This is a genomic window from Prevotella melaninogenica (genome assembly GCF_018128065.1).
In the GTDB taxonomy this organism is placed as follows: Bacteria; Bacteroidota; Bacteroidia; order Bacteroidales; family Bacteroidaceae; genus Prevotella.
In genome coordinates this window covers 171,092-183,135 of record NZ_CP072360.1, presented here as the reverse complement: position 1 = coordinate 183,135, position 12,044 = coordinate 171,092, and the positions used below count along the sequence as shown (strand labels likewise).

Annotated in this window: 10 protein-coding genes; all 10 read left to right on the top strand. The window is 41.7% G+C overall.

What is annotated here, in order from left to right:
* Entirely contained in the window at positions 1 to 864 is an 864-nt protein-coding gene (prmC, locus tag J5A56_RS06700; protein WP_036919961.1) for a peptide chain release factor N(5)-glutamine methyltransferase, read from the top strand.
* Positions 861 to 1,379 (top strand): regulatory protein RecX, encoded by a 519-nt coding sequence (locus tag J5A56_RS06695; RefSeq protein WP_021672099.1) that lies wholly within the window; start codon positions 861 to 863, stop codon positions 1,377 to 1,379. The genes prmC and J5A56_RS06695 overlap by 4 nt, the downstream gene beginning before the upstream one ends.
* Complete coding sequence (locus tag J5A56_RS06690; RefSeq protein WP_036919963.1) at positions 1,363 to 2,070, top strand: ComF family protein; 708 nt, start codon at positions 1,363 to 1,365, stop codon at positions 2,068 to 2,070. The genes J5A56_RS06695 and J5A56_RS06690 overlap by 17 nt, the downstream gene beginning before the upstream one ends.
* 745 nt (positions 2,071 to 2,815) lie before the next feature.
* On the top strand, positions 2,816 to 3,106 hold the full coding sequence (locus tag J5A56_RS06685; protein WP_211815577.1) for a hypothetical protein: 291 nt from the start codon (positions 2,816 to 2,818) through the stop codon (positions 3,104 to 3,106).
* Entirely contained in the window at positions 3,094 to 3,438 is a 345-nt protein-coding gene (tnpB, locus tag J5A56_RS06680) for an IS66 family insertion sequence element accessory protein TnpB (protein ID WP_211807225.1), read from the top strand. The genes J5A56_RS06685 and tnpB overlap by 13 nt, the downstream gene beginning before the upstream one ends.
* Positions 3,439 to 3,501: 63 nt before the next feature.
* The gene (tnpC, locus tag J5A56_RS06675) at positions 3,502 to 5,181 is read left to right on the top strand and encodes an IS66 family transposase (RefSeq protein WP_249112090.1); all 1,680 of its coding nucleotides are present in this window, start codon (positions 3,502 to 3,504) and stop codon (positions 5,179 to 5,181) included.
* A 68-nt stretch (positions 5,182 to 5,249) separates the two neighbouring features.
* Positions 5,250 to 8,243: a SusC/RagA family TonB-linked outer membrane protein gene (locus J5A56_RS06670; RefSeq protein ID WP_021670415.1), complete on the top strand. Its 2,994-nt coding sequence runs from the start codon at positions 5,250 to 5,252 to the stop codon at positions 8,241 to 8,243.
* Positions 8,244 to 8,252: 9 nt separating this feature from the next.
* Positions 8,253 to 9,812, top strand: a complete 1,560-nt coding sequence (locus J5A56_RS06665; RefSeq protein WP_021670416.1) for a RagB/SusD family nutrient uptake outer membrane protein — start codon at positions 8,253 to 8,255, stop codon at positions 9,810 to 9,812.
* A gap of 25 nt (positions 9,813 to 9,837) precedes the next feature.
* Positions 9,838 to 10,875, top strand: a complete 1,038-nt coding sequence (locus J5A56_RS06660) for a glycoside hydrolase family 18 (protein ID WP_036918343.1) — start codon at positions 9,838 to 9,840, stop codon at positions 10,873 to 10,875.
* Positions 10,876 to 10,881: 6 nt separating this feature from the next.
* On the top strand, positions 10,882 to 12,027 hold the full coding sequence (locus J5A56_RS06655) for a DUF1735 and LamG domain-containing protein (protein ID WP_021670418.1): 1,146 nt from the start codon (positions 10,882 to 10,884) through the stop codon (positions 12,025 to 12,027).
* Positions 12,028 to 12,044: the final 17 nt, after the last annotated feature.

Here is a 12,044-nt window from a genome sequence, read left to right as displayed (position 1 = left end):
ATGATATACCAAGATTTATGGCACAGACTCACTCCTTTATATGATGAAGGTGAGGCACAAGCAATCGTTCGGCTTGTGTTAGAGGTGCAGTTTGGCATTACGCTGCCCGATATATATACGGGCAAAGTTAATGAATTATCCCGAGAAGCGGAGGAGGAATTAGAGAAAATCATCCTTCGTTTGGAACGTTCGGAGCCTGTACAATATGTTTTAGGACGTGAAACCTTTTGTGGGCGCACATTTCATGTGGCTCCGGGCGTATTGATTCCGCGCCCAGAGACTGAGGTGCTGTGCCGTTGGATAGAGGAGGATAACAACCGATGTTATTGTGCTTTGCAGCCTCCTGCGCCCCTGCAGGTGTTGGATGTAGGGACAGGTAGTGGCTGTATTGCTGTTACATTGGCTGCCGACCTACGCAACTCGGCGGTTACAGCGTGGGATATATCGGGTGATGCACTACTTATTGCACGTGAGAATGTACACCAATGGCAGGTTCGTGTTGAACTAAAGATGGAGGATGCGCTTCATCCTTCAGCAGCAGCTATGCAGCAGCAATTTGATATTATAGTGAGTAATCCACCTTATATCTGCGACAAAGAACGGACAGGGATGGCGAAGAACGTACTTGCGTATGAACCTGAAACAGCTCTCTTCGTTCCAGATAATGACCCACTACGCTTCTATCGGGCAATCGCTGAGTATGGCGTGCAGGCTTTGTCAGCTGATGGTGTGCTTTATTTTGAGACCAACCCATTATATATTGATAATGTAAAGCAGATGTTAAGCGAATTGGGTTATAAGCAGATAGAACTGCGAGAAGACCAGTTTGGTAAGCTCCGATTCACGAAAGCCATCCGACCATGATACAGAAACGACCTATATTAGAGTCACAAGCCCTGAAGAAACTTGCCGACTTATGTGCGAAAGGTGAGCATTGCTCTGGTGAGATGTTGGAGAAGATGCGTAAGTGGGAACTTTCTGAAGATGCGCAAGCACGTATTATGGAGAAGTTAATAACGCTGCATTACGTTGATGACAGTCGTTATACGGAGTCTTTTGTGCATGATAAAATTCGCTATAATAAATGGGGAAGGCGTAAGATTGAGCAGGCACTGTGGATGAAAAAGATTGATAGTTCTGTCTCTTCGCCCATCCTCGATGCTGTAGATGACGAAGAATATCTTGAAGTCTTGCGCCCATTGTTAGCAAGTAAGTATCGTACTATCAAGGCGGAGAGCGATTATGAGCGTTCAATGAAGCTGATAAAGTTTGCTATGGGACGAGGTTTTACGATGGATTTAATCCGTCGATGTATAGATGAAGGAGTTGTAGCTGCGGACGATGATGTAGACTTCGTTGATGATGACACAGACGATTAGTTTACTTGCTCGCCTGATAGACACCCTTGCCCCTCGTTCGTGTACGGTTTGTGGTGGGCGTCTTACCATTACGGAAGAGGTGATGTGTGCTTGCTGTAACCACTCTCTCCCTCGTACGGGCTATGCAAAATCAGGTTATGACAATAGACTTGTGCGGCTCTTCTGGGGGAGGATTCCCATAGAGAAAGGTGCTGCTTTCTTCTTTTATAAAGCCCATTCTGATACCAGTCGTTTGATTTATCAATTGAAGTATGGCGGACATCCCGAATTAGGCGAAGGTCTTGGGCGTATTGTTGCTGCAGAGTTTGCTCATGATGGCTTCTTTGAAGGAATCACAGCTGTGGTTCCTGTGCCACTTGCTCGCCAGCGTGAGAAGGAAAGAGGGTATAATCAAAGTGTGGAGATAGCGCGTGGTATCAGTGCAGAAACAGGTCTGCCAGTATTAGATAAAGTGTTGGAACGCATCAGTTTTCATGGTAGTCAGACACAGAAAGGACGTTGGGAGCGTAATGAAAACGTAGAAAAAGCCTTCCGTCTCCTTGATGCTTCTGCCTTAAATAATCAACATATCTTGTTGGTTGATGATGTCATAACTTCAGGCGCAACCCTTGTTGCAGCCGCCAAAGAAGTCCTTAAAGGAGAGAATGTCAAAGTCAGTGTCCTCTCATTGGGCTTTGCAAATAATGAGTAACTATTCTATAATCATAGATGTTAAATTTGAAGATACAATCTATTTTTCAAAAGAACATTGCTTGTTATTGACCTTCAGAACTCTTTTCATCCTGCAATCATATCCTATCTTCATGTTGTTTTGCATTGTGTTCAGTTATAGCACACATGGTGTTTAGCCTCAGCACCACTTGTGCTTAGTTTCAACACCACTTGTGTGGGGCGTAAACACATCGATTGAAGATAGAGACAGAGAATGTTATCGTTATAATAATATAATTGTAAGAAACGAATGAGTAAGTTATGGAAAAGGATTATTTGCACTAATAATTCTTTGTTGCCGAATTATTATTGACGATGAATAAATCTGTTATATTCTTTGTTTTTGTATTTTTTTATTATCTTTGCAAAAGAAATACTGTGGTAAAAATATCTAAAAACAAAGTGACTTTATAGTCATCAAAATGCAGATAAATAAGCCTATAACCTAAACAACGTGTCTTGACCAGTGCGAAGCATAAATTTTAACAATACATTGATGTTACAAAGTGGATAAACTTTATAGCTAAGTATGCATATAGTTTTACATATAATGTAATATTCTCAACAAACCGATAGGTTATTGAATGCAGGTTGAGACATGGGAAAATAACACGTTGATATATGAAAGCTGAGCCTAAATAATAATCATTATTTTGATAAATTATAACCTAAGAATTAAATAGCAATAAATAATAGAAATATTAATCTTTAAACACTAAGTCTGAATGAATAACAAGAGAAATGGTCTGTATTTGGCCGCATTCCTGTTATGTCTAAATCTAAGCATGGAAGCTCATGGTGTTGCGAACAACAAGAAAGTCGCAACATTGGATGATGTCATGACTACTTTAAGACACAAAAATGGAAATGCTGTTTCTGTTTCGTCAACACAGATTTCGCAAAAAGCACAGGACGCTGGCGAAAAGAAAAAAGTTGTCGGTAAGCATCCAAAATTAGCCGTCTTTTGTGGATGCAGCATTGTTGCTACCTTTGCACAAAAAAGATGTTTGCACTGAATGAAACAAATGTTTATCGGGTTTGTTGTTCTCCTGTGGATATGCGCCAGGGGATGCTTCGATTATGTCAATTCGTCCGTGGTAATGATTTTAACCCATCTGATGGTTGTGTTTATGTGTTCTATAATCGTTCTCGCAATCGTATCAAGCTGCTTCATTGGGAACGATGTGGTTTTGTCGTATACCACAAGCAGATGGCACAGGGTTGTTTAAGTGGTAAAATCATGCAGCAAACCAAGGGATTTTATGAACTTCGATGGGATGAATTGGTCCTTTATATAGAAGGTATAAATCCTCATTGTTATCGAAGGAAACGTTACAATAAACCTTAGAAATTTCTTGCAAAATCCAGATATTTTTCGTACCTTTGTATCATATAAATAACTGGTTTTCTGATGAATACATCCAACAATAAGACTGCGTCTAACTATCATTTTTTAACTCGAGAAGATTTTATAAATCTCCTTGAGCAGAAAGACATGGAGCTTAAAAGTAAGGATGTAGAACTTAAGAGCAAGAATGTTGAACTTAAGCAAAAGGACGCAGAGATCAAGGTTAAGGATGTTGAGATTAAGCAAAAGGATGCAGAACTTAAGCAAAAGGATGCAGAGTTAGCAAGAAAATCTCAACGTATTCTTGAACTTGAGCGTATGGTATTCGGTAGACGTAGCGAAAAGCGTTTACCTGAGAGTCCCAACGGCTGGGCAGGTTCGTTCTTTGATAAAGATTGGGCAAAAGAAGGTAAACAACTTTCGGGGGAAATACCAACTATCATTAAGGAAGTAGAGAAGCAAGCTAAGCAGCGCAGGGAAGCAAGCTGTAACGCTCGTTCTACGAGAAAAGGCAAGCCATATGCCTCTTATGTTCCTAATGATATAGAGCGTGTGGTTACTGAGATTTATCCAGACGGTTATGATGAAAACCGTATGGTTATCATCGGTCACGATAAGACAGAACACTTGTGCTTACGTCCCTCAAGCTTTTATGTTAAGGTTGAAGACCGCATCGTCTGCCGTTTGAAAGATGCAAAACCCACGGATGCAAAGATTGACATACTGGAAGCTCCTTTACAGAAGCAAGCTGTGGATTGTTTTGCCGATGCCTCTCTGCTGGCTGAGATTATCACAGGAAAGTTTGTCTATCATTTGCCAGAGTATAGACAAAGCACCAGATGGAAAGAGTATGGCATCAACATCCCAACCTCTACCATAAACAGCTGGGTTCACAGCACAGCTAACGCTTTATATCCTCTATATAAACTCCAAGCAAAGTTGATTTTACAGAGTCCCTACTTGCAAGTTGATGAGACAAGCGTACAAGTTGCCGACCGTAAGGGTAAGACTCGCAAGGGTTATCTGTGGGGAGTAAGAGATGCGCTGCACTGCCGAGGGGTCTTCTTTCATTGGAAGGAAGGTTCACGATCGGGAGCCGTACCCGACGAACTCTTCAAAGGCTATCATGGTGCTATACAATCCGATGGGTATGAAGCTTACAGCAGATTTGAAAACGTTCAAGGCATAGAGCTCTTGGGATGTATGGCACATGTCCGGCGAAAGTTCGAGCATTTATCGACAAATGATAAGAATGCCGCCCATATCGTTAAGATGATCGCTGTACTCTACGAGTTAGAAGCAAACTTAAAACACAGTAACGCCAGCTACGAAGAGATTCAGGCTGAAAGAAAATCCAAAGCATATCCTATATTAAAGGCTCTTGAAGCATATATGAAGGAGGTACACAAGGAGTATCTCCCTGGCGAAGCTATGGAGAAAGCTCTGCGTTATGCTTTCGCCGTATGGATACGCATCAGCCGATACGTACAAGATGGGCGTTTCAATATAGACAACAATCTTATGGAGCAAGCCATCAGACCCATTACATTGGGAAGGAAAAACTATCTGTTCTGTGGCAACAACGAAGGAGCCGAAAACAATGCCATCTTCTATACGTTCATGGCATGTTGTAGGGAAGCAAAGATAGAACCTAATGTGTGGTTAAGGCAGGTATTAGCAAAACCCTTGCTGGACATGGAGGATGAGGAATTGATTAAACTGCTACCCATAAACTATAAATAGCATAGAACCCTTATATGAAGCCAGTCATATAAGGTTTTTTTGTGAAGTGACAAGACGGCGAATTTTGGATGCTTACAGTTGTCGGAGTTGTGAAAGATGAGAATGGGGAACCGGTAATTGGTGCTACGATTCGTCTGAAAGATACCCAAGGAGGTGCTGTGACTGACATTGATGGTCGGTTTACGCTGATGGCGGAAGAAGGTGCAGAACTGGAAATCTCTTACATTGGCTATACAACAAAGACGGTACGTATTGGTAAAGCTGACAAATATGACATCAGTCTTTCTATGGGTAGTGCCAAGGAACTGAACGAGGTTGTTGTTACGGCTTTGGGTATCAAACGTGAGCAAAAGGCATTGAGTTACAACGTGCAACAGGTGAACAGTGATGCGTTGGGAACAAACAAAGATGCTAACTTTATCAATTCTCTTAGTGGCAAGGTTGCTGGTGTAAATATCAATGCCAGTTCGTCTGGTGCTGGTGGTGCTTCGAAGGTTGTGATGCGTGGTACACGTAGTATTGAGCAGTCAAGCAATGTCTTGTATGTCATTGATGGTGTGCCAATGTTTAACCTCGGTGGTGGCGGTGATTCATCCTTTGGGTCTAACGGTACGACGGAGGCAATTGCTGATATCAATCCAGAGGATATTGAGAGTATGTCTGTCTTGACAGGTGCTGCTGCAGCAGCCCTCTATGGTAACCGTGCCTCTAACGGTGCCATTGTTATTACAACAAAGAAAGGAAAGATAGGACATACAGAGTTTACTGTTAGTCAGAGTACTGAGTACTCTTCAGCTTTCCGTTTGCCAGAGTTCCAGAACCGTTATGGAACAGGTAGTGGCCTGCGTGATGCTGGTGGTGATAGCTACAGCTGGGGGCGTCTGTTGAATGATGCTAACTATATGGGTTATGACCCAAAGAAGGATTACCTCAAGACTGGTATCATGACTACTGAGGCTTTCACTGTTTCAACGGGTTCGGAGAAGAATCAGAGTTATTTCTCTGCCAGTGCGTTGAATTCAGGTGGTATTATTCCTAACAATGGTTATAATCGTTATAACTTTACGTTCCGCAATACATCCAGTATGTTGGGCGATAAGTTGTTATTGGATGTTGGTGCAAGCTATATCATTCAGAACGACCGCAATATGACCAATCAGGGTGTGTATGCCAACCCATTGGTGTCAGCTTACCTCTATCCACGTGGTAACGACTACAACGACATGGCTATGTTCGAATATTTCGATACGACACGTAATATTTACACACAGAACTGGAACAATCTGCTCAGTGAGTTTGTAGGTCAGAACCCTTATTGGATTAACTATCGTAACATTCGTACCAATAAGAAGTATCGCTATATGATGAATGCAGGACTTACATATAAGGTAACAGATTGGTTGAACGTTGTGGGACGTATTCGTATTGATAATGCAACGAATACTTTCGAGAAGAAGTATTATGCCAGCACGAATACAACAATTGCAGGTGTTAATGGTCAGTATGCAAAGATAAAGACTGATGATAAGCAGGTGTATGGTGATATTATGGTGAATATCAACAAACATTTCTTGGAGAATAAGTTATCGCTTGTAGCTAACGTTGGTGCTTCTCTATCTGATGTTAAGCAGGATCAGACCGGTCTTGACGGTCCGATAGCAGACAACTTGATTCCAAATGTTTTCAATGAATATCAGGTAGATGCGGCACGTGAGAAGCGTATGCCTTCTGGTTTTCATGAGCAGACGAAGTCACTTCTTGGTAGTTTGGAGTTGGGCTGGAAGAGTCAGCTGTATCTTACAGTGACAGGACGTAACGACTGGCCTTCAATGTTGGCGGGTCCTCACTCTAATAAGAGTTCTTTCTTCTATCCTTCAGTGGGTGGGTCATGGATTATCTCAGAGTCCGTGAAGATGCCACAGGCTATCAATTATCTGAAGGTACGTGGTTCGTTTGCATCTGTAGGTATTCCATTCCTTCGCAATATTGCGAATCCAAAGTATGAGTGGGATAATACAACAAAGCAGTGGAAGAGTCAGACTATTTATCCTATCTATGACTTGAAGCCAGAGACGACAAACTCTTGGGAGGTTGGTTTGCAGGCTCGTTTCCTCAAGCACTTCAGCTTGGATGCAACTCTTTATTGGACAAAGACCTTCAACCAGACCTTCAATCCTGATATATCGGTATCATCTGGTTATTCTGCACTTTATATCCAAACGGGTAATGTGTCAAACAATGGTATTGAATTAGCTTTGGGTTACAGTAATAACTGGGGTGGCTTCGGATGGTCAAGTAACTATACTTTGAGTTCTAACCGTAACCGTATCAACGAGTTGGTTCGCAACTACGTTCATCCAGAAACAGGTACTATAATCAATAAAGATCGTCTTGATGTAGGAGGATTAGGTAATGCTCACTTTATTCTAAAGGAGGGTGGCACCTTAGGTGACCTTTACTCTTTGACAGATGTGATGCGTGACGATAAGGGACGCGTATATATCGACAAAAATGGTAAGGTTTATCGTAATAATAATGTTGGCGATGTGAAGTTAGGTTCTGTTTTCCCTAAAGCAAACATGGCATGGCGTAATGATTTCTCTTATAAAGGTTTTAACCTCAGTGTGATGGTAAGTGCACGTTTCGGTGGTATTGTTTACTCTGCAACACAGGCTGCACTCGACCTCTATGGAGTATCAGAAGCAAGTGCAAAGGCACGTGACAAGGGATATGTGGAGGTGAATGGTAATGACCGTCTTAACCCAGAATCATGGTATTCAACCATCGGCGGAAGTGACGGTATCCCACAGTTCTACACCTATAGTGCAACGAATGTTCGTTTGCAGGAGGCAAGTCTTAGCTATACCTTTAAGAAGAATCACTTCTTTGGATTGGGTGACTTAACCCTCTCTGTGACTGGACGCAATTTGTTGATGTTCTATTGTAAGGCTCCTTTCGACCCTGAGACAACAGCAACAACTGGCAACTATTATCAGGGTATTGATAAGTTCATGACACCAAGTACGAGAAATATTGGTTTCAACATCAAACTTAAATTCTAAATCAAAGTTATGAAACAATTAAGAAATATCATATTGTCAACCGTATCAGCAGGCTTGGTTCTGAGCTTGGTTGGATGTACCAACGGTTATGAGGATTATAACCAAGATCCATACGGTGTGACGAAAAAGGAAACGGAACGTGATGCTTACTCATTGGGGGCAGCCATGGTGAACCTTCAGAGTTGGGTGGTTCCTACGGATGTCAATACCAATCAGTTTACGGAGTGTTTGTGTGGTGGTTCGTATGGTGGTTACCTCTCTGATTCCAATGCTGGTTTTGCTGGTAAGAACTTTGCTCAATATAGTCCGGAGAATGGTTGGAGTCGTGTGTTGTTTAGAGACTTCCTTCCTAAGCTCTTTATCTATTTCAACGAAGTTAAGAGTGCTACAGATGAGCCTGTTCCATTGGCTGTAGCACAGATTATAAAGGTTGCAGGTATTCATCGTGTTACTGATGCCTATGGTCCGATACCTTATTCTAAGGTGGGACAAAATGGTGAGATTACTGCACCATACGATTCTCAGCAGGATGTGTATAAACTAATGTTCAAGCAGTTGGATGAGGCTATTGCTACTCTTACAGCCAACCGTACACTTAATTTCTCACCAAAGGCAGACAATGTTTATGGTGGTAATGTTGAGAAGTGGATTAAGTTTGGTAATTCTCTTCGTCTTCGTTTGGCTGTTCGCATATCAAAGGCTGACCCAGCTTTGGCAAAACAAGAGGCTGAGGCTTCAATTAGTAATGAGATTGGTGTGATAACTTCCAATGATGATAATGCTTTTATGACTTTATCAAACACTAATCCTTTCAGAGTTGTCATGTATGAGTATAATGGTGGTGATTCACGTGTTGGTGCCGATATTACTACTTATATGAATGGGTATAACGACCCACGTCGTGATGTTATGTTCACAAAGACAACTTTCTCTGGCGGTACAAATGGTTATTATGGTTTGCGTTCTGGTATCCAGATTCCTGGTGCTGAGGTTGCTCATGCTTACAGTAACTATAATGTAAGTACTGACACTAAACTCATGTGGATGAATGCGGCTGAGGTTGCTTTCCTACGTGCAGAAGGCGCTTTGAAGAGCTGGAACATGGAAGGAACGGCTGCTGACTTCTATAAGAAGGGTGTTGAACTTTCTTTTGAACAGTGGGGAGCTAAGGGTGCAGCAGCTTATTTGGCTGATAATACCAGTACACCAGCAGTCTATACAGACCCAGCTGGGCTCAACTCTTATTCTGGTCCAGTCTCAACTATTACGATAGCTTGGGATGATAGCAATAGTGAAGAACAGAAGTTAGAACGTATTATTACTCAGAAATGGTTGGCTATGTTCCCACTTGGTTTGGAAGCATGGGCTGACTATCGACGTACAGGTTTTCCTAAGCTGATGCCAGTGAAGGTTAACAATAGTGGTGGTGTGGTAAGCAGCGAGCGTGGTGCACGTCGTTTATCTTATCCACAGGAGGAGCGCAGCAACAACTTTGAAAACTACAATGCAGCTGTTGGTATGCTTGGTGGAGCTGATAATATGGCTACAGATGTTTGGTGGGCAAAGTAAAGATTACCGATTAAAAAGAAAGAAAATGAAACATATCATTAAATATATAGCATATTCAACTGTCTGTGCAGCGGCTTTGCTTATGTCAAGCTGCGATACAGATGTTGAACCTGTAGAAATAAACCAGCCAGGTATAGAACGTCAAAACCCTGAACTCTATAAGAATTACCTTGCTGGTATCCGTGCTTACAAGGCAAGCAATCATAAGATTATGATGTCATGGTTTGACAACAGTCAGACTGTTCCGTTTACACAGGCACAACATATCAATGCTATTCCTGATAGTGTTGACTATGTTGTACTGACGAATCCTGGAACGATTACTGAACAAATGATGCAGGAAATCGAAGAGGTAAGAAGTCAGAAAGGAATGAAAGTTGTGTTTCAGATAAGTTGTGATGCTATCAAAACTGTTTATGAAGCACAGAAGAAAGCCTTTATGGAAAAGCCAGAGAATGCACGTAAGAAATTCCGTGATTTCAATGGCTTCTTGGTTGATTCCGTCAATACACAGTTACATTTTATTGACAAGTATAACTATGATGGAGTAATTATGGACTTCAATGCGAAGTTAACATATTATCTCACGGATGAGGAAAAGGCTGAGGCTATTGCTTTGGAGAATGTTTTCTTAGGCATTTCTAAAGACTGGAAAGAGCGTCATAAGGACAAAGAGTTGATTATAATGGGTCGTCCACAGCATGTTACAGAGAAGAGTCTGTTTGCTCAGGCACGTTATCTCATTATTCCAACACAGGACGAGAAGTCCGTTTCAGGTGTTGATTATTTGGTTCGCAAAGCAATGGTAGAAGGTGTACCGACTGATAAGTTCATCGTGTTGGCAAACAATAAATCTATTGATGAAACCGACACCAAGACTGGTTATTGGGGTAAGACATTGGCAATGCATAGTATTGCAAAATACGTAGCATCAGACCATACTGGTTATACCTGTGCCGGAATGGGCTTATTAAATGCTAATGTTGACTATTACAATGCCTCATTCACTTATCCGAATTTACGTAAGGTAATTTCAACTATCAATCCAACCGTTAAAGAGTAAAAGGAAATGAAGAAGCTATTTAAATATGTTCCTGTACTGGTGGCAGCCCTGTTAATAGCTGCATGCCAGAATAATGATGAAGCCGACTTTGCAAGTAAGGCGTTCATAGATGGAAAGACGTTCACCAGTGAGACCATTATCAAAGATGCAAGCACTATGGTGAAGTCGTTGAAACTCTCTACATCTCGTCCCGCAGAAAAGGATTTAAAGGCAACTTTTGTTGTTGCTAAGCAACTTGTTGATACCTATAATAAAGCTTATTATAGTAATGCAGTGTTGCTACCTGATAGCTGTTATAAGGTCCTCGTTAGTGAAGTGAAGATTAATCAGGGTAGTGTAAAGAGCAATGAGGCGCAGTTCGAGTTCTCTAAACTCGGTGGCTTGGATCGTTCAACAACATATGTCTTGCCTGTAACTGTGGAATGCAATGACATTGCAGTCCTTCAGTCTGCAAAGAATTATTACTTTGTATTCCGTGCAGGTGCGCTTATCAATGTTGTTGCAGATATGAGCAAGAACTATCTACAAGTAGACTGGAAGACTCCTGACTTGGTTACAGATATGCATCAGATTACAATGGAGGCACTCATTTATCCACGTGAGTTTGGTAAGCTTATTTCTACAGTGATGGGTATCGAGGGTAAGTTCCTTATGCGTATCGGTGACGCAGGTTTCCCTGATAATCAGATTCAGATAGCAACCAGTAGTGGAAACTTCCCTGATGCAGATTCTAACAAAGGCTTGCAGACTAAGCGTTGGCAGCATGTGGCAATGACTTATAATGCTGATACACGTGAGGTGAAAGTATATGTCAATGGTCTTTTGCAGTCAAAAGGTACGCTTCGTATGGGTACGGTTTCTATCAAGGGCGATTCACCTGACCGTATGTTCCTCATTGGTAAGTCTTATGATGATGCCCGTTGGTTTGAGGGTAATATGTCTGAGGTACGTGTTTGGAATGTCGTTCGTACACAAGAGGAGATTGCTGGACATATTTATAGTGTCGATCCAAAGACTCCTGGTCTTGTGGGATATTGGAAGATGGACGACCCTAATAGTCCTAATATTGTAAAGGACGCTACTGGTAATGGTAATGACGCTAAGGCAGACAAACCTCTTCCTTGGCACAATGTTTCATTGCCAGAGAAATAATCTATTAAACGCTTTTA

Excerpts from the sequence above, each read along its gene's own strand:
- prmC (WP_036919961.1), top strand. The coding sequence starts at position 1 with ATGATATACCAAGATTTATGGCACAGACTCACTCCTTTATATGATGAA.
- J5A56_RS06695 (WP_021672099.1), top strand. The coding sequence starts at position 861 with ATGATACAGAAACGACCTATATTAGAGTCACAAGCCCTGAAGAAACTT.
- J5A56_RS06690 (WP_036919963.1), top strand. The coding sequence starts at position 1,363 with ATGACACAGACGATTAGTTTACTTGCTCGCCTGATAGACACCCTTGCC.
- J5A56_RS06685 (WP_211815577.1), top strand. The coding sequence starts at position 2,816 with ATGAATAACAAGAGAAATGGTCTGTATTTGGCCGCATTCCTGTTATGT.
- tnpB (WP_211807225.1), top strand. The coding sequence starts at position 3,094 with ATGTTTGCACTGAATGAAACAAATGTTTATCGGGTTTGTTGTTCTCCT.
- tnpC (WP_249112090.1), top strand. The coding sequence starts at position 3,502 with ATGAATACATCCAACAATAAGACTGCGTCTAACTATCATTTTTTAACT.
- J5A56_RS06670 (WP_021670415.1), top strand. The coding sequence starts at position 5,250 with ATGCTTACAGTTGTCGGAGTTGTGAAAGATGAGAATGGGGAACCGGTA.
- J5A56_RS06665 (WP_021670416.1), top strand. The coding sequence starts at position 8,253 with ATGAAACAATTAAGAAATATCATATTGTCAACCGTATCAGCAGGCTTG.
- J5A56_RS06660 (WP_036918343.1), top strand. The coding sequence starts at position 9,838 with ATGAAACATATCATTAAATATATAGCATATTCAACTGTCTGTGCAGCG.
- J5A56_RS06655 (WP_021670418.1), top strand. The coding sequence starts at position 10,882 with ATGAAGAAGCTATTTAAATATGTTCCTGTACTGGTGGCAGCCCTGTTA.